We start from the raw sequence: 20,744 nt of genomic DNA on the forward strand, positions 1-20,744 counted from the left end.
CGTCCCTCCTCAGTGGACGGTCAGGGTGAGCCGTTGGATGCCCCACGCGTCGGCCTGGGAGCCGGCCAGCCAGACGTCGACGATGTCGTCTTTGATCCAGCTGCCGATGTCGGCCGCGTAGCACTCGCCGTAGCCGGGGACCGAGAACCGGGTGCCCCACGGGATGATCCGGGCGTCGACCGCGCAGAAGCCCGGGCCCGCGCTGTAGCCGAGCGCCGTCTGGGCGACGTCGTTGTAGGACGTGACGCGGTAGTTGAGCGTGGTGCCGGCCGGGATCCGGTAGGTCGCGAGCCGGTTCGCCGTGTCGAGGCGGTAGGCCGTGGAGATCTGGCCGAGCGAGCCGGGCGAGTTGTCCTCCGCCGTCATCGCGTAGAGCTGGTAGTTCGCGTCCTGGCACGGGCTCGCGTCGGTGACGGTGAGCGTCGGCTGGCCCCAGTCGCTGATCCACTGCAGGGCCTGGCCGTTGCGGAACGCGCGGTACGCCTTCGCGCCGGGGACGCGGGCGAAGGTGAAGGTGACCTTGCCGTCGGCGCCGAGCCCGCCGCTGACGGAACCGGGCGCGGGCAGGCGGTTCGCGACGTCGACGGCGCCGACGAGCGTGCCGGGCCCGTGCCCGCCGGTGACCGGGCGGTCGGGGATGGTGCCCGGGTAGAAGTGCCGGCAGGCGGGCAGAACCGCGGCCGACGCGGGTGCGGCGGGAGCGACGAGCAGACCGCCGGCGGCGACCGCCGCCAGCGCGAGGACCTTGGCTGAGCGCATGACGGGAAACCTCCATGGTGGGGACCGGGGTGGAGGTGACGCAAGCGGGTTCACCGCTGGAAAACGACGTTAAGTGGCCTGGACCACACAGTCAATAGGTCTAGACCTTTAAGTTTCCCGGTACCCGATCGGCGCAGCGGCTACAGGTAGGACACCAGGCGGTCGGCCAGCTGGGCCGGGTGGCTGAGGGTCACGCAGTGCGGGCCGTCGATCTCGTCCGGTGTCACGCCCAGGCGTTCCCGGGCGACCCGGCGCTGGAAGTCCGGCACGAAGAACCGGTCGTCGCGGCAGAGCAGCACCCGCGTCGGGACGTCCGGGTGGGCCGGCAGCGGCCACGGCTCGTCCCACTCCTTGCTCGCCTGCTCGCGCCCGTGCGCCTGGCACTCCTTCGCCAGCTCGGCCGGGACGCCGTTGAAGAACTGCTCCTCCTCGGAGAGCCCGGTCGGCGAGGCGAAACCGGTGTTGCCCCACCACTGCCCCGGCGGCTCGGCCGGCGCCGGGATCATCCCGGCCAGGTAGACGAGCAGCCGCGCGCGCACCTTCGAAGCGACCAGCGGCGCCGTGAACCCGCCATAGGAGTGGCCGACCACCGCGACGTCCGCGCGGTCGCCCAGCGCGTCCAGCACCGCGCCGGTGAACTCCGCCAGCCCGGCCGCGGGATCGGTGATCGGCAGGTCCGGCGCGACGAAGTCGTGGCCGCGGGCGACCAGCTCCGGCCCGAGCAGGTGGAAGTCCCAGCCGCTGCCGCCGCCCCCGTGGACCAGCGCGAAAGTCGTCATGCCGGCCAGCTCAGCAGCGGCGCAGCATGTCCGTCAAGGCGGTCTTCTCCCCCTGCGTGATCGTCAGGCCGTAGTGGTGCTTCACCACGATCCAGTCGGTCGCGTAGGTGCACCAGAAGGACACGAGCGGCGGCTTCCACTGGTCGGGCGCCTTGTCGCTCTTCTGCTGGTTGACGTTGTCGGTGACGGCGAACAGCTGCGGCCGGGTCAGGTCGTTGGCGAACTGCTCGCGCTTCTCGGCCGTCCACGCCTTCGCGCCGCTGGCCCACGCCTGGCCGAGCGGGACCATGTGGTCGATGTCGACGTCGGTCGGCTTCGTCCACGTCTCGCCGTCGTAGATGCTGGTCCACGTCCCGGCGGTGGCCCGGCAGTCCTTGTCCGTCTGCACGTCCTTGCCGTCGCGCTTGAGGACGACCTCGCGGGTGTCGCAGCCGGCGCCCTGGCTGTCCCAGTGCTTGAACTTCTCGCGCGAATAGCCGTCCATGGACGTCCGCGCGGCGATGCCGAGCTCGTCGAGCTGCTTCTGCGCGTCCGCGGCGCTGACCGGCACGGGGCCGGCCGAAGGCGGCGGGGTCGCGCCCGCGCCCCTGCTCGTGGCCCAGTAGCCGAAGAGCGCGACCGCGAGGATCGCGACTACCAGCAGGATCCGTTGCGTCACGCTGAGCCGAAAACTGCGGGCCGCCAAGATTTTCTCCTCTCACCTGCGGGTGCGCGCGGCGTAGTCTCACCCGTGCCGACGTGGGACAACCGCGTCGACACGACGACCTGGCGCGAATGTGATCTCGCCCACCCATGGCGGGGTATGTCACACCGGGCCCCTGAACTGCGACTACCGGAGCAGGACCCATCCGGAGGGAGCAGCCGATGCCCGGTCGGCTCAAGAAGTTCGACGAGTTCTTCCAGCGCAAAGCCGCTGAAGGCGGCAACGTCGTCGCCATGGCCAGGATGGGCTCGGCCCTGCGCGAACGCGGGGAGCTCGCCGAGGCCGAGACCTGGTTCCGCAAGGCGGCCATGGGCGGCGACCGCGTCGCCATGACGTCGCTGGCCCACCTGCTGGCCGAGCGCGGCGCCCAGGAAGAGGCCGAACGCTGGTACCACGAAGCGGCGCTGGCCGGCGATCCCCACGGGATGCTGAACCTCGCCCGCTCCTACGAGCGGGCGGGCAAGCGCGCCGAGGCCCAGCACTGGTACGGCGAGGCCGCCCGCACCGGCGACCTGCCCTCGATCACCGCGCTCGGCCACCTGCTCCGTGAGCAGGGCCGGGGCGAAGAGGCCGAGTCGTGGCTGCGGCAGGCCGCCGACGCCGGCGCCACCAGCGCGATGATCGACCTGGGCATCGTGCTGCGCGACCGCGGCCAGGCCGCGGAAGCCGCCCGCTGGTGGCGCTCGGCCGTGCTGGCCGGCGACCTCGCGGCCACCTGCCAGCTCGGCAGGCAGGCCGAACGGCTCGGCCGGCCCGGCGACGCCGAAGCGTGGTACCGCCAGGGCGCGACCGGCGGCAACGGCGAGGCGATCGTCCGGCTCGGCCTGCTCCTGCACCGCCGCGGCGACCTCGAGGAGGCGGAGAGCTGGTACCTCGACGCCGCCGAGCGCGGCGACCCGGCGGCGATGACGAACCTCGGCGTGCTGGCCCGCAACCGCGGCGACGAGGGCGAAGCCGCCGCCTGGTACCGCAAGGCGGCCGAGCACGGCAGCGTCCCGGCGCTCACCAACCTCGGCCACCTCGCCGAGCACCGCGAAGACTTCGCCGACGCCGAGCAGTGGTTCCGCCGCGCCGCCCAGACCGGCGACGTCCAGGGCATGCTGAGCCTGGCCCGGATGCTGCGCTCGCGCGGCGCCGCGAACGAGGCCGAGCAGTGGCTCGCCCGCGCGGAGAACGTCCAGGACGACCGGGAGCACCGCGTCTGACTATTGTGTGAGCCAATTCACAGTTCTAGCCTGGAGCGATGAGGCCACGAGTCCTGGTCGCGAGCATCGGCACCATCTTCCTGAGTGATGACGGCTTCGGCGCCGAAGTGCTGAAGGAACTCGACCGGGCGGGCCTGCCACCGTGGGTGCAGATCGCGGACTACGACATCGCGACCGTCCACCTGGCCTACGACCTGACCGGTGGCTACGACACGACGATCCTCCTGGACGCCACCCCGCACGGCCGCCCACCGGGCACGCTGTCCCTCACCGAGAACATCGACACCCACGCCCTCCGCGGCGACGCGATCGTCCAGCTGCTCCGGCTCCTGGGCGGCGACGCGGGCCGCGTCCTGGTGCTGGGCTGCGAACCGGCGTGCGTCGACGGCGGCCTCGGCCTGTCCCCGGCGGTCGAAGCCGCGGTCCCGGCCGCGGTGCGCGCGGTGACCGAGCTGGCGTGGGGCGCGAGCCCGGAGCTGCCGGTGCGGACCGAGGTCTGATCACTTCCCGGCCCATTCCGCCAGGTCCGGCAGGTCCGGCGGCTGCCGGAGCGCGTCGAGGACGACGTTCACCCCCGCGCGCAACGGTGTTCCGCGCCGGACCACCGCCGCGATCGTGCGGGTGACCGGGGTCGACAGCTCGCGGGTCGCCACCCGGTAGCGGCGGTCCACCGCCAGGCCCGGCAGGAGCGCGATCGACAGCCCGGCCTCGACGTGCTGCAGGGTCATCAGGTAGTTGCTGAAGCGGCACACCACCCGCGGCTCGAAACCCGATTCGCGGCACAGGCGCAGGGTCAGGTTCGCCATGTACGACTGCGGCACGTCCAGCGCCCACGCCGCGTCCGCGTAGGCCGACAGCACCGCCGGGCCGCGGGGCGCTTCCGGCGGCGTGACCAGCACGATCGGGTCCGTCGCCAGCGGGACGATGTCGAGGTCCGGGCCCAGCGGCTGCTCGACGAAGTCGGTCGTGGTGATGATGACGTCGGCGTCGCCGCCGCGCAGGGCCGGGATGCTCTCGTGCGGCTCCAGCTCCAGCAGCTGGACCTCGAGGTGCGGGTGCGCCAGCCGGGTCACCGCCGGCACGGCGAGGGTGTGGATCGCGCTCTGGAACGCGCCGAGCCGGACCAGGCCCGCGGGTTCGCCGCCGAGGCTGCGCAGCTCCGCTTCGACCGTGTCCATGTGGTCGAGGATCGCCCGCGCGCGGCGGGCCAGCACCAGCCCGGCGGGCGTGAGCCGGACCCGGCGTCCGGTGCGTTCCAGCAGCTGGGTGCGGGTTTCCGCTTCGAGCACGGCGAGCTGCTGCGACACGCTCGACGCGCTCAGGTTGGCGTCCTGCGCCACCGCGCGGACCGTGCCCAGGGTGTCGAGCCTGCTCAGCAGCTTCAGGCGCCAAGGGTTCAGCATGCCGCCATTGTTGTCCGGGAAAACCGAACACCCAAGCCGGAATCGTGAGATGGACGTGACGCTCGGCGCGGACCTACCGTCGAAGCCATGGCCGCACCCTTCTGGGACGACGCCGACCGGCACCTCGTGCGGTACGGCGGCACGTTCACCCGTGAAATCATCGACCACGCCGAGGGCAGCTTCGTCTTCACCGAAGACGGCCGCCGCCTCCTCGACTTCACGTCCGGCCAGATGAGCGCGATCCTCGGGCACTCGCACCCGGAGATCGTCGAGACCGTCCGGCGGCAGGTCGCGAAGCTGGACCACCTGTTCAGCGGCATGCTGAGCCGCCCGGTCGTCGACCTCGCGCGGCGCCTCGCCGAGACGTTGCCGGCGCCGCTGGAGAAGGCGTTGCTGCTGACCACCGGCGCCGAGTCGAACGAGGCCGCCGTCCGGATGGCCAAGCTCGTCACCGGCAAGCACGAGATCGTGTCGTTCGCGCGTTCGTGGCACGGCATGACCCAGGCCGCGGCGAGCGCGACGTACAGCGCCGGCCGTCGCGGGTACGGCCCCGCCGCCCCCGGCAACTTCGCCATCCCCGCGCCCGACTCCTACCGCCCGGACTTCACCGACGCCGACGGCAACCTGGACTGGCGGCGGCAGCTGGACTTCGGCTTCGAGCTGATCGACGCGCAGTCGGTCGGCAGCCTGGCCGCGTTCCTGGCCGAGCCGATCCTGAGCTCCGGCGGCATCATCGAGCCGCCGCCCGGCTACTTCGCCGCGCTGGCCGGGAAGTGCCGTGAACGCGGCATGCTGCTGATCCTCGACGAAGCCCAGACGGGCCTCTGCCGCACCGGCGACTGGTACGCGTTCGAGCGCGACGGCGTCGTCCCCGACATCCTGACGCTGTCCAAGACCCTCGGCGCGGGCCTGCCGCTGGCCGCGGTGCTGACGAGCGCGGAGATCGAGCGGGAGGCGCACGACCGCGGCTTCCTCTTCTTCACCACGCACGTCTCGGACCCGCTCCCGGCGGCGGTCGGCAACACGGTCTTGGACGTGCTGGCCCGCGACCGCCTCGACGCACGGGCGCTCGAGCTGGGCGGTGTGCTGCGCCGGGGACTCGAGGAGCTCGCTTCCCGCCACGAGGTGATCGGCGACATCCGCGGCCGCGGCCTGCTGGCCGGGCTGGAACTGGTGGTGGACCGGGAAACCAAGCGGAGTTCGGACGAGCTGGGCGCCCGCGTCACGAGCCGGTGCCTCGAACTCGGGCTGCACATGAACATCGTGCAGCTGCCGGGGATGGGCGGGGTGTTCCGGATCGCCCCGCCGCTGACGGCGTCCGAAGAGGAGATTTCCCTGGGGGTGTCGATCCTCGACCAGGCGATCGGGGACGCCGTCAAGACGCTCTGAACGGCGAAGGCCTCCTTGCCGGCCCGGGGAGCCGGCAAGGAGGCCTCGTTCACGACGGCGTCAGAAGCCCGCCGTCACCTTCGTGAAGTCCCAGTCTTTCTGGGCGATGCCGCTGCACGCCGCCTGGACGCCGCCGCCCGGGCAGCCGCGGTCGCGGTTGACCGACCAGAACGCCAGGCGCCCGATCTTGTTCGTCTTGGCCCAGTTCGTGATCTGGGTCCAGGTCGAAAGATCGGTGAGCTCCTGCTGGTCCGACAGGCCGTTCATGCCCGAGATGCCGAGGTGGCCGTACGCCGTGGCGTCGCTCCACCCGAACGTCGACTTCAGCTTGTCGCGCAAGCCGTTCGCCGCGTTCACCGTGCTCTGGTACATGTTCGAGCCGCCACCGAAGTCGAACGGCATGATCGTGTAGACGTCCACGTTCGCGCCGAGGGCCTTCGACTGGTCGATGAGCCGGTTCCCGTAGAAGTTGGGGCCGGTCGTCGACGTGCCGAACGTCAGGATGGTCTGCACGCCCGGGTTGTTCTGCTTGACGATCTTCAGCGCGCCCAGGATCCGGTCCTGCACGGCCTCGTTCTCGAACTCGTCGGAGTTCTCGATGTCGATGTCGATCGCCTTCAGCCCGTACGCGTTGATCACCTGCTGGTACGCACCCGCCAGCGCGGCCGGCGTCGAGCAGTTCGGGCCCAGCTTGTTGCCGCTCCAGCCGCCGAACGACGGGACGACCTGGCCGCCCGCCGCCTTGATCTGCGCGATCGCGTTCGCGTCCGCGCTGCCCGAAAGCGGACGGCTGCTGTCCCACGCCGGGTTGCAGCCACCGGAGGCGTTGATGAACGCCATGGTGAACCACTTGACGCCGGTCGCGTTCATCACCGTCTGCGGGTTCGGCGGGTTGCCCCAGCCCATGTACAGGTAGGGCGCGCCCTTGCCACCGGTGCCCGGCGGCGGCGTGGTCGTGGGCGGGGGCGTCGTCACAGGCGGCGTTGTCGGCGGGGTCGTGGTCGGGGGTGTGCCCCCGGCGGAGCACGAACCGCCGTTCAGCTTGCAGTTCGACGGCGCCGTGTACGAACCCGAGTACGTCACGTTGAAGCCGAAGCTCGCGCTACCGCCGTTGCCGACGTTGCCGTTCCACGAGTTCTTCACCGTGACGTGCTGGCCGGACGCGGTGTAGCTGCCGTCCCACAGCGACGAGATCTTCGCGCCGCTCGGGAGGTCGAACTCGACGGTCCAGCTCGGCAACGCCGAGCCCGAGCCGTTGGCGATCGTGTACTTGCCTTCGTACCCGGTGCCCCAGTCGGAGCCCTTGGTGAAGGTCGCGGACACCCCGCCCGCCGCGTTCGCCGGGGCGATCACGAACATCGCGCCGATCGTGGCGGCCGCGGCCGCCAGCCCGAGCGCGGGCAACCACCGGCGGGTCACGACAGGCCGTTCTTCATCGCGGTGATGAGCTCGCCGCCCGTGGTGTCCCCGGTCAGCTCCCAGAAGAAGGCGCCGCCGAGACCCTGCTGCTTGGCGTAGGACATCTTCCCGCCGATGGTCGCGGGGGTGTCGTAGCTCCACCAGTTGCTGCCGCACTTCGCATACGCGGTGCCGGCGAAGGTGCCGGTCGACGGGCAGGTGTTCTTGAGGACCTTGTAGTCCTCGATGCCCGCCTCGTACGTCCCCGGCGCGGCGCCGGTCGCGGTGCCACCCGGGGCGTCCTGCGTGACGCCGGTCCAGCCACGGCCGTAGAAGCCGATGCCCAGCAGCAGCTTGCTCGACGGGACGCCCTTGCTCTTCAGCTTCTGGATCGCCGCGTCGGAGTAGAAGCCCTGCGTGGGGATGCCGTTGAAGTTGGTCAGCGGCGAGTGCGGGGCCGTCGGGCCCTGCGCCGCCCACGCGCCGAAGTAGTCGTAGGTCATCACGTTGTACCAGTCGACGTACTGCGCGGCGCCGCCGTAGTCGGCGACGTCGAGCTTGCCGCCGTTGCTGCCGTCGGCGGTGATCGCCGAGGTGATGAGGAACGACGAGCCGAACTTCGTCCGCAGCGCGCCCATCAGGTTCTTGTAGGCCGCGGCACCGCTGGTGTCACAGGAGAGGCCGCACGCGTTGGGGTACTCCCAGTCGATGTCGATGCCGTCCCAGATGTCCGCCCAGCGCGGGTCCTTGAGCAGGTTGTAGCAGGACTGCGCGAACGCGGCCGCGTTCTGCGAGGCCTGGCCGAAGCCGCCGGAGTAGGTCCAGCCGCCGAACGACCAGATGATCTTGAGGCCCGGGTGCAGCTTCTTCAGCTTGCGCAGCTGGTTGAAGTTGCCCGCGACCGGCTGGTCCCAGGTGTCGGCGACGCCGTCCACGCTGCCCGCGGCGTCGTAGGTCTTCTGGTAGTCGGCGTACGGGTCGTCGTTGGCGGTGCACTGCCCGTTCTTGACGTTGCCGAACGCGTAGTTGATGTGGGTCAGCTTGTTCGCCGAACCCGAAGTCTCGATGTTCTTGACGTGGTAGTTGCGCCCGTAGACGCCCCACTGCACGAAGTAGCCGACGTTCTTCAGCCCGCCCGGCTGCGGCGGCGTGGTCGTCGTCGGCGGGGTCGTGGGCGTGGTCGGGGTGGTGGGGTTGGTGGTCGGCTGCGTCGGGGTCGTCGGCGTGGTGGTCGGGTTGCCACCGCCGGCGTCGCAGGAACCGCCGTTGAGCTTGCAGCCGGTGGGCGCCGAGTAGGTGCCGGAGTAGCTGACGTTGAAGCCGAAGCTGGCGGTCGAGCCGTTGCCGACGTTGCCGTTCCAGCCGTTCTTGACGGTGACGTGCTGGCCGGACGCGGTGTAGCTGCCGTCCCAGAGGGAGGCGATCTTCGCACCGGACGGGAGGTCGAACTCGACCGTCCAGCTGGGCAGCGTCGCCCCGGAGCCGTTGCTGATCGTGTACTTGCCTTCGTACCCGGAGCCCCAGTCGGACCCCTTGGTGAAGCTCGCGCCCACGCCACCGGCGGCGCTCGCCGGCACGGTGACGAGACCGACCGCGATCGCGCCGACCGCGGTGAACAGACCGAGGAGGTGCCATCTCTTTCTGGACATTGCTCTCCCTTGAGCCAGGTGCTGGACGGCGGACACCAACACCGACGGCGGGGACCAGGCCGGTGTTTTGCGCCGTTTGCGAAGACGGTACGTGGTCCAGACCAATTATGGAAGAACAACTACGTACCGTGCTCGACGGAGGGTGACCAGTCGAGTCATCGGCGTGTTCAGTGGTCCAGTCCAGTTACGGATAGTCGACGTGCACGCGACACGAACGCGGTCCGTCAGCACGCGGGACACGAAGAGTGAGAGGGGCCTTCCAGGCCGTAGGCGGTACGCGCCGCCGCTGCAACAGCCACGCGCACCGCCTGGATCCGGTCGCTCGCCTAGGCCAGACGCCGTCCCGGGGTGACCCGCGGCGCGGCCGTCCTCGCGGGACGATCTTCGCCGCCTACCGGGTCAAGCACCACTATCAGCCAAAACCCCAGCTCAGGGCAAGTTTGTGCACGCGTTGTGCATCTCACTCGCACAACGGTGCACCAGCTCCCGGCGGCAGAACCGCAGGCCGGGGGATCCGGGGATCGTCGCCGCGGCTCCTTGTGCACCCGCGGCCGCCGGGGGTGGACGGCGCCCTGTGCACCCCGTTCCCGGCGGTGGAAACTGCACATTCGTGCACGCCGGCCGCCGCGGCCCGCGCGGCCGGAAACGGCGTGGATCAAGCCGGTGCACAATGTGGCACGCTGAGTAGCTCCCATCGGGGCGCACGGCGTCATAGAGTGACCGCAATCCCGCTTCGGCCGGCTTTTCCCAGTGGCTGCAACCACGCGTTGGGCACTTCGGCCGAAGCGGTTGTCATTGCTCGCCTAGGCCACGCCGAAAGGAAGCTGATGCACTTCACCCACCCCTCCACGTTCGACTTGCTGTCACGCAAAGGCGGGCCGCCCCCGGGGAGAATCTGGCCGGGGGCCCTGTTCCTGGTGCTGCTGATGGTGTTCAGCGTCGTCATGACGATGCTGGGCAACCCCGGTGGCGCGAGCGTGGGTTACGCGGTCGCGCTCGGCACGACCGCCGCCCGCCTCGCCAAGTGAGGCGGACCGATGGACGAACTCACCTCCACGACCGATTTCCCCGACGAAGAGGAATTCAGCACTGCGAGAACCGAAGCCGACTACATGCGGGTCCTGCGGAAACTGCAGATCCACGCCGCCCTCAACCACAACCAGACGGCGCAGAACTGGGCCAAGCGCTACCCCCGGACCGCCGTTTCCCGCACCCGCGCCTACCAGTTGCTGCGCGGGGAGAAACTGCCGAAGGTCAACCAGCTCAAGGAGCTGCTGACCGTCATCGTCAGCGCCTACGAAACGCGGCCCAGCGCGGTGCAGCGCACGGTGACGCTGTACCACGAGCCGGGGGTCCGGCTCCTGCAGCAACGGGAACAGCAGCGCGCCGAGGAGCGGAAACGGAAGCAGCGGGCCGTCGAACCGCCCGTCTCCGCCGATGAGGACGACCAGCCGCTCACCGGTCCCCCGGCACGCGTGCGCGGCGACGCGGTGCCGGAGCTCCTGAAGGGGTTCGGCCCGGTCCGGTCCCCGGGCGACGACACGCCGACCGTCATCGACGCCGACGGCGTCTTCCGGACCGCGTCCTGGATCGACGAGTTCGAAGCCGCGCCCGGGTTCCCGGACCAGCGGAGCGACTACACGGAGGAGCTCGAAGCCGGCACCCGCGCCGAGCCGGAGCGGGCCGGACCCGCCCGCCGGCGTCCCCGGTGGCTCTTCGTCCCCGTCGGACTCGTCGTGGCCGCTTGCGTTGCGGTCGCCGCGATCCTGCTCCTGAACTCGGGCACCGGGTGGACCGGGCAGTCGCTGAAGCCGGTGACCGGCACCCCGGTGACCGAAAACTGCACGATCACGCCGGTGTGCGGCGCGGGCCAGCACTCCGGGTGGACGTGGAGCAAGCTGGGCCGCACCGCCGACGTCACCACGACGTTCACCGGCGACGCGCTGGGCGGCCGCGTGCTCGGCAAGAAGCTGACCCGCGGCCCGGGCTGCCCCGGCGCGATCGTGTCCTGGTCCGTCGTGGCCGCCGGCACCGTCGTCACCCGCGGCTACCTGGGCTCGACGGCCGACAGCACGACGTTCGGCATCCAGCTCGACCCCGCGGTCACCATGGTCGCCGTCAAGCTCACCCGCGTCGACGCCGGGAACGACTGCGCGGTCGACGTCACGTGGGAGGACAGCATCGGCGATCAGTGAACGGTTCAAAGGCCGCGCGCGGTGATGTCGCCGACCGCGGTGGTCGCGTGGATCACCAGCCGGGGCGCTCCATCGCCGTTCTTCAGGGAGTTGTGGATGCGGCCCTGGGACGTGCCCGCGTCCAACGCGGCCGGCACCCCCGCCGCGGCGCCGATCTCGACGTCGCCCGCCTCGGTGCGCAGGACCACCGTGCCGCTGGTGGCTTCGATGACGCGGATGTCGCCCTTGCTCGTGCGGAGCCGCGCGTCGCCGGTCAGGCGGCCGAGCGAGATGTCGCCGTCGCGGGTGGTGAGGTGGGCCGTGGTGGCTTCGTCGAGGTCGATCGAGCCCTGCTCGGTCTTGACGACGACGTCGCCGAGGCGGCCGACCGCCAGGAACTCGGTGCCGGCGGCCGTCAGCTCGACGCGGGAACCCGCGGGGAGGCCGACCGTCACGTCGATCGCGCCGGACGGGCCGAAGTACTGGTTCTTCGCCGGGGCCGCGATCCGCAGGACGCCGTCGCCGTAGTCGACGGTGGTCTGCTCCGCGGCCTTCGCGTCGCGGCTCTTGGCCGCGTCCGCGGGGCGGATCTCGACCGTGGTGTCGGCCCGGTCGGCGGCGACGAACCGGATGCGCCCGGCGGGGACGGTGAGGACGGCGGAAATCGGGGCGGGGGTGGGGAACGTGGTCATGGCGGTGGTCTCCTGAGCGATCGTGTTCTCTTCGGTGTGAGAACCACGATCGCCGGTGGCGCTGACACCGCGTGGCCACCGCGCTGACGCGGCTCAGTCAGCGGGCCGCGCATCGAGGAGGGCCGAGGCGACGAGGGCGACCGTCGGGTCCTCGTCGCCGGCCAGCCGCCCGAGGAGGTCCCGCGCGCCGGCGCCCGGCAGCTCGGCGAGGGCCTGCGCCAAGCGGATCCGGACGGCGGGCGCGGCGGCGAGCTCGACGGCCAGCGCGGCCAGGATCCGTTCGCCGCAGGCGGGGTCCAGCGACAGCGTCCCGAGCACCTCGGACGCCTCGACGTCGTTCGTGCCCTCGGCCACCATCCCGACGAGCACCGGCACGGCGGCCGTCACGCCCCGCCGCCCGGCGGCCAGGGCCGCGCACCGGCGCACGTCCGGGTCCGGGTCGTCGAGCGCGCCGGTGAGCACCGCGGTCGCTTCGTCGCCGGGCAGCGAAGCGACCGCCAGCACCGCGCGGCGCCGGACGTCGGCGTCGGGCGAACGGGCCCCGGCCGCCACGCCCGCCAAGCCGTCACCGCCCGCCCGCGCCAGCGCCCACCGCAGGGCGCCGGCTACGTTCGGGTCGCGTTCGGCGAGGACGGCCTTCACCAGCAGCTCGGCGGGCAGCGGCACGTCGTCGGCCGGCGCCAGGACGGCCTGCTGCCGGCTCGCGGGACTGGGCGAATCCAGGCCGTGCAGGAGTTCGACGACGCGCAGGACGCCCTCCCAGCCGAAGGGCGCCGACGCGTCGATCGCCCGGAGCCGGTCGAGGAGCTCCTGGTCCCGCTTCAGCCGTTCTTCGGTCCGCCGGACCAGGTCACCGACCAAAGTGGACGGTGTGAAGGCGGGGTCCGCGAGCGCGCGGCCGACCTGCCGCAGCGACAACCCCAGCGAGCGCAGGCCTTCCACGTGGAAGATCCGGCGGATGTCCGCTTCGGAGTATTCGCGGTAACCGCCGACCGTGCGCCCGGTCGGCCGCACCAGCCCGAGGGAGTCGTAGTGCCGCAGCATCCGCGAACTCACCCCGGACCGGCGGGCCACCTCACCGATCAGCACGCCGTTCCCCCGGCGCGTTCCGGCCCGAGCGCGACGATCCGCTTCGCCTCGTCGACACCGAGGTCGAACCCGGCGTCCGGGTCGCGCAGCAGCCGCCGTGTGGCCCGGGCGTGCGCCCGCACCGCCGGGTCCGGGCTGGCCAGCCCGGGCCCGAGCGCCGCCTCGTCCCCGAGCTCGGCGAGCGCCCGGCTGAGGCTCAGCCGCATGGCCCGGTCCCCGCGGCCGAGCTGCGCGGCCAGGTCCACCGCGAGTTCCTCCCGCTCATCGGCGGGCACGAGCACGACGGCGGCCCGCCACGCACTCCGCGCGACCTCTTCGTCGGCGTCGTGCAGCAACGCCCGCGTGATCGACGGCCACGCCGAGCGGTCGCCGATCTTGGAAAGCGTGTGCAGCGCCTGGCTCCGGGCCTGCGGCACACCGGACCGCAGCTCCCTGAGCAGCTTCGGCACGGTGACGCCGGCCGGGAGGCGGGTCAGCGCCCAGGTGAGCATGTCCCGCACGAAGAAGTCCGGCTCGACGGCGCACCGGGCGACGAGCGCGCCGGCCAGCGCCGGGTCCGCCTGCGTGCCGGCGGCGAGCGCGGCCTGCAGCCGCGCCGACGAGTTCGCGGCGCTCAGCTGTTTCGGGTCCATGGTGACCACCTCCTCCCCGCAGTGAAGAGGTTGTCACAGTGTGAAGGTCAAGCAAGTTCGCGGAAATAGAAAAAGGCCCCCTCTTGCGAGGGGGCCTTTTCGCTGTCTCAACCAGACGTGCGCCCGAAGGGATTCGAACCCCTGACCTTCTGATCCGTAGTCAGATGCTCTATCCAGCTGAGCTACGGGCGCGTGTTCAGTTGTTCTCTAACCTAGCACCCGGCGAACCGAGTGCCAGCGGAGGCTCCGGGATTTGAACCCGGGAGGGGGGGTTACCCCCAACCGCATTAGCAGTGCGGCGCCATAGACCAGACTAGGCGAAGCCTCCTGGGCCCAACGACCACTGCTCAGATAGGTTACACACCCCCCGATCACCCCGGAAAGGCACCCCCCTCAGGCGCGACGCAGCAGCCTGAGCAGGCGCGGAGAGCGTCCGCCGAGGCCTTCCGCCTCGAACGTCGCGATGCCGACGCGCGGCAGTTCGCGGACGCCCGGGTAGACCAGGTACCGCGGGACCCAGCGCGGCTGGAACTTCGCGTTGAAGCGGTACAGCGTTTCGATCTGGATCCAGCGCGAGAAGAAGTGCAGGACCTTCGCCGCCGTCTTCGCGACCGGGCCCGCGCCGATGCGCTGGCCCTGTTCCATCAGGGCGCGGAACGCCGCGAAGTTCAGGGAGACCTGTGTGACGCCGTGACGACCGGCGGCCAGGAGGAGTTCCGAGATCATCAGCTCGTTGACGCCGTTGTCGGCCGTGCGGTCGCGGCGCATCACGTCGAGCGACAAGCCTGTCGCGCCCCACGGGACGAACTGGAGGACGCCGCGGACCCGGCCGCCTTGTTCCGCCGTCACCAGGACCGAAGTCGGGTCGCCCATGCGGCCCAAGGCCATCGAGAAGCCGCGCTCGGTGTCCGTGCCGCGCCAGTTCGCGGCCAGGGTGGCCAGCTCGTCCAGTTCGCCGAAGCGCAGGTCTTCGGCTCGCCGCACCAGCACCTTGTAGCCCGCGCGCTTCGTGCGGGCCGCCGCCTGCCGGACGCCGCGCATGGTGCGGCCCTCCAGGGTGAAGCCGTCGACGTCGACGACGGCTTCGTCGCCGATCTCCAGCACCTCCAGGCCGAAGCGGGCCCAGACCGTCGCGCCCAGCTCCGAAACGCCCATCGCCGCCGGAACCCAGCCGTTGCGGCGGCACACCTCCAAGTACTCCTCGATCGCGCCCGGCCAGGCCTCGTGGTCGCCCAGCGGGTCCGCCGAACACAGCGCGACCCCGGCGATCACGCGGTAGGTGACCGCCGCTTTGCCCGTGCGCGAGAACACCGCGAACTTGTCCCGCCGCAGCGCGAAGTAGCCCAGGGAGTCCCGTTCGCCGTGCTCGTCCAGCAGCTTGCGCAGGCGGGCGACCTCCTCGTCGCTCAGCCTCGGCGCCGGCTCGGCCGAGCGCAGCAGGAAGTACGCCGAGACCAGGACCGCGGCCAGGCCGAACAGCAGGCCGACGGCGGCGGTCAGGTCCTCCAGCCACATCTGGTGGAACACCGCGGGCCCGCTGGCGCCGACGAGCGCGAGCGCGGCCTCCGCCAGCCGGTCCGGGAAGCTCATCGGCTCCAGCACCGCGTGCGAAGCCACCGACAGCAGGATGACGTTGATCACGAACCCGGCCAGCACCAGCTGCAGGAATACGCGCACCGCGCGCCAGCGGCCGACCACCGGGTCCGGCTTCGCCACGAAGTAGCGCCGGCTCGCGATCAGGCCCACCAGCAGTACGACCGACACCAGCCCGGCGCCGAAGACGTGCCGCAGCCCGAGGTGCGACACCGTGAGCAGCACCGTCGCGCCGACCGCGAGCTGCCAGGCCCGGCGCTTGCGGCGCCGCAGCCCGGCGGCCAGCAGCACCAGCAGCACGCCCGTGACCAACGCCACGGTCGCCGCCGCGACCGTTGCCTCCTGCGGCAGCTCCAGCCATTCCGACAGGCGCCCGCGCAGGTTCCGGCGCCCGGCCGGGACCAGGACCGACACGAGCGTCATCAGTCCGGCCAGCCGGGTCACCCAGGTGATCACCCCCACGGTGGTGGCCCCCGCCACCCGCCAGGTGGTCTGCGCGCGTGTCCCCGTCACCACCTGTGCAACCCGTTGCGGCCGATCATGCTTCCCCCATCTACCCCCCGGCGAGCTCCACGAACGGCGTCAGCGCCGCCGGGTTGGCCAGCGCGTCGCGGCTGACGGCCCGGTCGGGAGCCACACCGGCGAGGATCTTCTTAACCGGTACCTCACACTTCTTACCGTTCAAGGTACGAGGTATCTCGGAAACCACCACGAACCGATCGGGTACATGGCGTGGTGACAGTGCGCTGCGGAGCTCCTTCTTGAGCCGCGGCTCGATCGCTTCGAGTTCGACACCGTCGGCGAGGACGACGAAGCAGATCAGCTGCCCGTCCTCGTTGCCGGCCGCCGAGGTGTCCACGACCAGGGAATCCGCGATCTCGTCGTAGCCCTCGACGACCCGGTAGAACTCCGCCGTGCCCATCCGCACGCCGCCGCGGTTGAGCGTCGAGTCGCTGCGGCCGTAGATGACCGCCGAGCCGCGGTTCGTCATCCGGATCCAGTCGCCGTGGCGCCACAACCCCGGGTACATCTCGAAGTACGCCTCACGCAGGCGCGAGCCGTCCGGGTCGTTCCAGAAGAACACCGGCATCGACGGCATCGGCTTCGTGATGACCAGCTCGCCGACCTCCTCGACGACGGCGTTGCCGGCCTCGTCGAACGCGTTGACCGCGGCACCCAGCGCGGGGCAGGACAGCTCGCCCAGCCAGACCGGGACGTCGGGAGCGGACGCGACGAACGCCGCGCACAGGTCGGTGCCGCCGGAGACCGAGCAGATCTGGACCTTGTTCCCGACCTCGTCCACGATCCACCGGAAGCCCTCGACGCTCAGCGGCGCGCCGGTGGAGCCCAGCGCGCGCAACGCCGTCAGGTCGTAGCGCTCGGCGGGCTTGATGCCCTTCTTGAGGCAGCTCTGGATGTACGGCGCCGACGTGCCGAAGTAGGTGACGCGGTGCTGCTCGGCCAGGTGCCAGAGCGCGTTCAGGTCCGGGTAGCCCGGGCTGCCGTCGTAGAGCACGATCGTCGTGCCGACCAGCAGGCCGGAGACGAGGAAGTTCCACATCATCCAGCCGGTGGTGCTGAACCAGAAGAACCGGTCGCCCGGCCCGAGGTCCGTCTGCAGCGCGAGGGCCTTGAGGTGCTCGAGGGTGATGCCGCCGTGGCCGTGCACGATCCCCTTCGGCAGGCCCGTGGTGCCCGAGGAGTAGAGCACCCACAGCGGGTGCGCGAACTCGACCGGCTCGAACAGCAGCGGCGCGCCCTCGTGTTTCGCGAGCAGCTCCGCCCAGTCGTGGGTGCCCTCCAGCCGGCCTTCGCCGACGTATTCGACGACGACGGTCGCGGCCAGCGACGGCAGCTTCGCCCGCAGGTCGTCGACCGTCGTGCGGATGTCGAACTGGCGGCCGTTGTACGCGTAGGCGTTGACGGCGAAGAACAGCTTCGGCTCGATCTGCACGAACCGGTCCGCGACCGCGCGGACGCCGAAGTCGGGCGAGCACGACGACCAGATGGCGCCGATGCTCGCCGCGGCGAGGAACGCGACCAGCGTCTGCGGGCAGTTCGGCGCGAGCGCGACGACCCGGTCGCCCTTGCCGACGCCGAGTTCGAGGAACGCCGCACGGGCCGCGGCGACCTGCGCGCGCAGGTCGCCGTACGTCAGCTGGTTCGCGAAGCCGTCCTCGCGGTGGAAGATCACCGCCGTCTCGTCGTCGCCCTTCGCGGCGCCCGCGACCCCGGGGGTCAGGGCGTGCTCGGCGTAGTTCAGCGTGCCGCCCTCGAACCAGACGGCGTCCGGCATCCCGCCCGAGAGCACCGCACCCGGCTGGTCGTGCCAGCGCACGCCGAGGAAGTCCGCGACCGCCGCCCAGAACTCCGGGCCGCGCTCCACGGAGAACTCGTGCAGCGAGCGGTAGTCGTCCACCTCGACGGCGCGCTCGGCGCGCAGCCACTGGCGGAAGGCTTCGATCTTGGTGTCGGCAACGTGGCCCGGCTCGGGGCGCCACAAAACCTCGGGAGCGTCGGCGGTGTGCGTCACGACCCGAGCCTAATCCCTCGGATCGGGAAGTCACTGTGGTCGAAACCGACACTCGACGCGTTGCGACGGTGTCGGCCGCCCACACCTACCGCAGGTGCGCGTCGAACCAGTTGAGCGTGCGCTGCCAGGCCTCGGCGGCCGCGCCCGGATCGGCGTCGAAGCGGTGGTTCGCGCCCGGGTAGTGCACGACGTTCGTGGCGACCTTCGCCGACGCGGCGGCGTCGCGCAGCCGCTCGACCTCGGCGCCGCCCGCCTCGTCGCCGGCGTCGCCGTACATGCCGAGCCACGGGCTGGTGAGCTTCCCGGCGATCTCGACCAGCGCGGGCAGTTCGGCGGACTGCTGCCCGCCGACGCTGACGGCCGCGCCCAGCTTGCGGTGCGAGGCCACGACCAGTGCCGCGGTGCCGCCGAGGTCGAAGCCCATCACGCCGAGGAGGTCGCCCTGGACACCGCGCTCGACGAGCCAGGCGAGGGTCAGGTCGGTCGCGTCGAGCAGGTCCTGCTGGGTGAGACGGTCGTTCTCCAGGTGCGGGGTGACGGTCAGCCACCCCTCCGTGGCCAGGCTCGCGAGCAGCAGCTTCACGCCGTCGGTGACGCCGTCCGCTTCGTGCAGCACCACCAAGCCACCGCGTAGCGCCCCCTCGGGTTCCGAGAAGGTCAGGCGCAGGGTGGGGCCGTCGGTGCGCTGGTAGTCCACGGTGCTGGTCGACGTCATTGCGTCACTCAATCACTTCGAGGTGAACGGGAGGAACCCAGTGTGGCAGGAGAGCACAGCACCGACCGTCTGAAGGGGCTCGCGGGGCGGTGGGCGGAAAAGATACGGTGGCCGGGTCGTCCCGTCGAATTCCAGGAGCGCCGAAGATGCCGTCCGTGTCCCCGCGTGCCGATCTCGAATCGTTGCCGAAATACGTCCCCGGCCGGACGATCGAAGGCGCGATCAAGCTGGCGAGCAACGAGGTGCCCGGCGGCGCGCTGCCGAGCGTCGCCCAGGCGATCGCCGAGGCCGCGGCCGGGATCAACCGCTACCCGGACACCGGCTCGCAGGCGCTGCGCGAGCGGCTGGCCCGCGAGCTGGACGTCCCGGTGGCGCAGGTGGCGATCGGCTGCGGCTCGGTGTCGCTGTGCCAGCAGACGATCCAGGCCGTGTGCGCGCCCGGGGAAGAGGTCATCTTCGCCTGGCGCTCCTTCGAGGCGTACCCGATCGTCACGCAGGTCGCGAACGCCGTCTCGGTGAAGGTACCGATCACCGAGAGCCAGGAGCTCGACCTCGACGCGATGCTGGCCGCGATCACCGATAAGACGCGAATCGTCTTCGTCTGCAACCCGAACAACCCGACCGGCACGGCGATCCGGCGCGCGGAGCTCGAGCGGTTCCTGGACGCCGTCCCGGAGCGCGTGCTGGTCGTGCTCGACGAGGCGTATAAGGAGTTCGTGACCGACCCGGAGGTGCCGGACGGCGTCGAGTACACGCGGACGCGCTCGAACGTCATGGTGCTGCGCACGTTCTCGAAGGCGTACGGCCTCGCGGGCCTGCGCGTGGGCTACGCGGTCGCGCCGGAGCCGATCGCGGACGCGCTTCGCCAGGTGTACGTGGCCTTCTCGGTGAACATGCTCGCCCAGGTCGCGGCGCTGGCATCGCTGGACGCGGCCGACGAACTGCTGGCGCGCTGCCAGGAGATCGTCGTCGAACGCGGGCGGGTCCGGGACGCGCTGCTCGAAGCCGGCTACCAGGTGCCCGAGACGCAGGCGAACTTCGTCTGGCTGCCGCTCGGTGACCAGGCGGTGCCGTTCGCGGAGCACGCACTGGACCGCAAGCTGGTGGTGCGCCCGTTCGCCGGCGACGGCGTGCGCGTGACCATCGGGACCCGCGACGAGAACGACCTGTTCCTGGCCGCTGCCAAGGAATTCAGCTCGCGAACTGCTTGACCACCAGCTGGATGACGGCGGCGACGCCGATCACCACGATCACGCCGCGCAGCACCGCCGGCGGCAGCTTCCGGCCGATCTTCGCGCCGAGGAAGCCGCCGGCGGTCGAGCCGACCGCCAGCCACAGCACGACGGGCCAGCTGATCGGCGCGACGAACGCGTAGATCACCCCGGCGACGACGTTGACGACGGCGGCGAGCACGTTCTTGACGCCGTTGAGCTTCTGCAGCGGCTCGGACAGCAGCATCCCCATGACGGCCATCAGCATCACGCCCTGAGCGGCGGTGAAGTACCCGCCGTAGATGCCGATGAGGAAGATGAAGAACATCAGCAGCGGCCCGGCTTTGTGCTCTTCGCCGTTGCCTTCGCGGCGCTTCGCGACCCACTTCGAGACCTTCGGCTGCACGATCACGAGGATCACGGCGAGGCCGACCAGCACGGGCACGACGGCTTCGAAGGCGTCCTTCGGCAGCGAAAGCAGCAGGATCGTGCCGCCGATGGCCCCGAGGAACGACGCGACGGCGAACTTCGCGGTCTGCCGCCAGTAGCCCTTGAGCTCGTGGCGGTATCCCCAGGCCCCGCTGAGCGTCCCGGGCGCGAGCCCGATGGCGTTCGACGTCGTCGCCGTCACCGGCGGGTACCCGAGCGCGACGAGCACGGGGAACGTCACGAGCGTCCCCGACCCGACGACGGCGTTGATGGTGCCCGCCCAGATCCCGGCGACCACGATGATCGCCGCGTGCCACCACGTCATGAAGCATTCACGTGCGGAGCCTAAGCATGGTGGGCCGGTGCCGCGACGCGCACGGGGTCAGATGTG

At 71.1% G+C, this 20,744-nt stretch carries 19 protein-coding genes and 2 tRNA genes; 6 read left to right on the top strand and 15 right to left on the bottom strand.

The window, feature by feature from the left end:
• Positions 1-9 precede the first annotated feature (9 nt).
• The 3 genes from MUY14_RS35110 to MUY14_RS35120 form a co-directional block, all read right to left on the bottom strand.
• Positions 10-759 carry a 3D domain-containing protein gene (locus tag MUY14_RS35110; RefSeq protein WP_247015709.1) on the bottom strand — a complete coding sequence of 250 codons (750 nt, stop codon included), beginning with the start codon at positions 757-759 and terminating at the stop codon, positions 10-12.
• A 140-nt stretch (positions 760-899) separates the two neighbouring features.
• Entirely contained in the window at positions 900-1,538 is a 639-nt protein-coding gene (locus tag MUY14_RS35115) for an alpha/beta fold hydrolase (protein ID WP_247015711.1), read from the bottom strand.
• 10 nt (positions 1,539-1,548) lie between these two features.
• Positions 1,549-2,223 carry an HNH endonuclease family protein gene (locus MUY14_RS35120; RefSeq protein ID WP_247015713.1) on the bottom strand — a complete coding sequence of 225 codons (675 nt, stop codon included), beginning with the start codon at positions 2,221-2,223 and terminating at the stop codon, positions 1,549-1,551.
• Positions 2,224-2,402: 179 nt separating this feature from the next.
• On the opposite strand from MUY14_RS35120, the gene MUY14_RS35125 reads away from it, so the two are divergent.
• Positions 2,403-3,446, top strand: coding sequence for a tetratricopeptide repeat protein (locus tag MUY14_RS35125; protein WP_247015715.1), 1,044 nt, complete (start codon positions 2,403-2,405; stop codon positions 3,444-3,446).
• A 38-nt stretch (positions 3,447-3,484) separates the two neighbouring features.
• On the top strand, positions 3,485-3,946 hold the full coding sequence (locus MUY14_RS35130) for a hydrogenase maturation protease (RefSeq protein ID WP_247015717.1): 462 nt from the start codon (positions 3,485-3,487) through the stop codon (positions 3,944-3,946).
• On the opposite strand, the gene MUY14_RS35135 is transcribed toward MUY14_RS35130, so the two are convergent.
• Positions 3,947-4,849 carry a LysR family transcriptional regulator gene (locus MUY14_RS35135; RefSeq protein ID WP_247015719.1) on the bottom strand — a complete coding sequence of 301 codons (903 nt, stop codon included), beginning with the start codon at positions 4,847-4,849 and terminating at the stop codon, positions 3,947-3,949.
• 87 nt (positions 4,850-4,936) lie between these two features.
• Here MUY14_RS35135 and MUY14_RS35140 point away from each other — a divergent pair, with 87 nt between their 5' ends.
• Positions 4,937-6,238 (top strand): aspartate aminotransferase family protein, encoded by a 1,302-nt coding sequence (locus tag MUY14_RS35140; RefSeq protein WP_247015721.1) that lies wholly within the window; start codon positions 4,937-4,939, stop codon positions 6,236-6,238.
• Between the two features lie 60 nt (positions 6,239-6,298).
• Here MUY14_RS35140 and MUY14_RS35145 read toward each other — a convergent pair whose 3' ends face one another.
• Both MUY14_RS35145 and MUY14_RS35150 read right to left on the bottom strand, forming a co-directional pair.
• The gene (locus MUY14_RS35145; RefSeq protein ID WP_247015723.1) at positions 6,299-7,657 is read right to left on the bottom strand and encodes a cellulose binding domain-containing protein; all 1,359 of its coding nucleotides are present in this window, start codon (positions 7,655-7,657) and stop codon (positions 6,299-6,301) included.
• The gene (locus MUY14_RS35150) at positions 7,654-9,285 is read right to left on the bottom strand and encodes a glycosyl hydrolase family 18 protein (RefSeq protein ID WP_247015725.1); all 1,632 of its coding nucleotides are present in this window, start codon (positions 9,283-9,285) and stop codon (positions 7,654-7,656) included. The genes MUY14_RS35145 and MUY14_RS35150 overlap by 4 nt, the downstream gene beginning before the upstream one ends.
• Positions 9,286-10,112: 827 nt before the next feature.
• Between MUY14_RS35150 and MUY14_RS35155 the strand changes: the two genes are divergently transcribed.
• Positions 10,113-10,313 carry a hypothetical protein gene (locus tag MUY14_RS35155; protein ID WP_247015727.1) on the top strand — a complete coding sequence of 67 codons (201 nt, stop codon included), beginning with the start codon at positions 10,113-10,115 and terminating at the stop codon, positions 10,311-10,313.
• 9 nt (positions 10,314-10,322) lie between these two features.
• A complete protein-coding gene (locus tag MUY14_RS35160; RefSeq protein ID WP_247015729.1) occupies positions 10,323-11,480 on the top strand; it encodes a hypothetical protein in 1,158 nt (385 codons plus the stop codon).
• Between the two features lie 5 nt (positions 11,481-11,485).
• Here MUY14_RS35160 and MUY14_RS35165 read toward each other — a convergent pair whose 3' ends face one another.
• From MUY14_RS35165 to MUY14_RS35200, 8 genes are all read right to left on the bottom strand, one after another.
• Positions 11,486-12,151, bottom strand: coding sequence for a DUF4097 family beta strand repeat-containing protein (locus MUY14_RS35165; protein ID WP_247015731.1), 666 nt, complete (start codon positions 12,149-12,151; stop codon positions 11,486-11,488).
• Between the two features lie 93 nt (positions 12,152-12,244).
• Positions 12,245-13,240, bottom strand: a complete 996-nt coding sequence (locus MUY14_RS35170; RefSeq protein ID WP_247015733.1) for a HEAT repeat domain-containing protein — start codon at positions 13,238-13,240, stop codon at positions 12,245-12,247.
• Entirely contained in the window at positions 13,234-13,872 is a 639-nt protein-coding gene (locus MUY14_RS35175) for a HEAT repeat domain-containing protein (protein WP_247015735.1), read from the bottom strand. The genes MUY14_RS35170 and MUY14_RS35175 overlap by 7 nt, the downstream gene beginning before the upstream one ends.
• A gap of 118 nt (positions 13,873-13,990) precedes the next feature.
• Positions 13,991-14,064: transfer RNA gene (locus MUY14_RS35180), tRNA-Arg, on the bottom strand.
• A gap of 46 nt (positions 14,065-14,110) precedes the next feature.
• Positions 14,111-14,200: transfer RNA gene (locus tag MUY14_RS35185), tRNA-Ser, on the bottom strand.
• Positions 14,201-14,265: 65 nt separating this feature from the next.
• On the bottom strand, positions 14,266-15,981 hold the full coding sequence (locus MUY14_RS35190) for a phosphatidylglycerol lysyltransferase domain-containing protein (protein WP_247015737.1): 1,716 nt from the start codon (positions 15,979-15,981) through the stop codon (positions 14,266-14,268).
• Between the two features lie 37 nt (positions 15,982-16,018).
• Positions 16,019-17,998: an acetoacetate--CoA ligase gene (locus MUY14_RS35195; protein ID WP_247015739.1), complete on the bottom strand. Its 1,980-nt coding sequence runs from the start codon at positions 17,996-17,998 to the stop codon at positions 16,019-16,021.
• Positions 17,999-18,083: 85 nt separating this feature from the next.
• Complete coding sequence (locus tag MUY14_RS35200; RefSeq protein WP_247015741.1) at positions 18,084-18,713, bottom strand: dienelactone hydrolase family protein; 630 nt, start codon at positions 18,711-18,713, stop codon at positions 18,084-18,086.
• A gap of 146 nt (positions 18,714-18,859) precedes the next feature.
• Here MUY14_RS35200 and hisC point away from each other — a divergent pair, with 146 nt between their 5' ends.
• Positions 18,860-19,924, top strand: a complete 1,065-nt coding sequence (gene hisC / locus MUY14_RS35205; protein ID WP_247015743.1) for a histidinol-phosphate transaminase — start codon at positions 18,860-18,862, stop codon at positions 19,922-19,924.
• Here the strand turns inward: hisC and MUY14_RS35210 are convergent.
• Positions 19,905-20,678 (bottom strand): sulfite exporter TauE/SafE family protein, encoded by a 774-nt coding sequence (locus MUY14_RS35210; protein WP_247015745.1) that lies wholly within the window; start codon positions 20,676-20,678, stop codon positions 19,905-19,907. The two genes, hisC and MUY14_RS35210, sit on opposite strands and share 20 nt — an antisense overlap.
• Between the last annotated feature and the right edge of the window lie 66 nt (positions 20,679-20,744).

It is taken from the genome of Amycolatopsis sp. FBCC-B4732 (assembly GCF_023008405.1).
Taxonomy (GTDB): domain Bacteria; phylum Actinomycetota; class Actinomycetes; order Mycobacteriales; family Pseudonocardiaceae; genus Amycolatopsis; species Amycolatopsis pretoriensis_A.

What these genes read in the sequence shown, in the direction of transcription:
- MUY14_RS35140 (WP_247015721.1), top strand. Translation starts at nt 4,937, where the DNA reads ATGGCCGCACCCTTCTGGGACGACGCCGACCGGCACCTCGTGCGGTAC.
- MUY14_RS35165 (WP_247015731.1), bottom strand. Translation starts at nt 12,151, where the DNA reads ATGACCACGTTCCCCACCCCCGCCCCGATTTCCGCCGTCCTCACCGTC.
- MUY14_RS35130 (WP_247015717.1), top strand. Translation starts at nt 3,485, where the DNA reads ATGAGGCCACGAGTCCTGGTCGCGAGCATCGGCACCATCTTCCTGAGT.
- MUY14_RS35175 (WP_247015735.1), bottom strand. Translation starts at nt 13,872, where the DNA reads ATGGACCCGAAACAGCTGAGCGCCGCGAACTCGTCGGCGCGGCTGCAG.
- MUY14_RS35115 (WP_247015711.1), bottom strand. Translation starts at nt 1,538, where the DNA reads ATGACGACTTTCGCGCTGGTCCACGGGGGCGGCGGCAGCGGCTGGGAC.
- MUY14_RS35155 (WP_247015727.1), top strand. Translation starts at nt 10,113, where the DNA reads ATGCACTTCACCCACCCCTCCACGTTCGACTTGCTGTCACGCAAAGGC.
- MUY14_RS35150 (WP_247015725.1), bottom strand. Translation starts at nt 9,285, where the DNA reads ATGTCCAGAAAGAGATGGCACCTCCTCGGTCTGTTCACCGCGGTCGGC.
- MUY14_RS35160 (WP_247015729.1), top strand. Translation starts at nt 10,323, where the DNA reads ATGGACGAACTCACCTCCACGACCGATTTCCCCGACGAAGAGGAATTC.
- MUY14_RS35135 (WP_247015719.1), bottom strand. Translation starts at nt 4,849, where the DNA reads ATGCTGAACCCTTGGCGCCTGAAGCTGCTGAGCAGGCTCGACACCCTG.
- hisC (WP_247015743.1), top strand. Translation starts at nt 18,860, where the DNA reads ATGCCGTCCGTGTCCCCGCGTGCCGATCTCGAATCGTTGCCGAAATAC.
- MUY14_RS35200 (WP_247015741.1), bottom strand. Translation starts at nt 18,713, where the DNA reads ATGACGTCGACCAGCACCGTGGACTACCAGCGCACCGACGGCCCCACC.
- MUY14_RS35125 (WP_247015715.1), top strand. Translation starts at nt 2,403, where the DNA reads ATGCCCGGTCGGCTCAAGAAGTTCGACGAGTTCTTCCAGCGCAAAGCC.
- MUY14_RS35210 (WP_247015745.1), bottom strand. Translation starts at nt 20,678, where the DNA reads ATGACGTGGTGGCACGCGGCGATCATCGTGGTCGCCGGGATCTGGGCG.
- MUY14_RS35110 (WP_247015709.1), bottom strand. Translation starts at nt 759, where the DNA reads ATGCGCTCAGCCAAGGTCCTCGCGCTGGCGGCGGTCGCCGCCGGCGGT.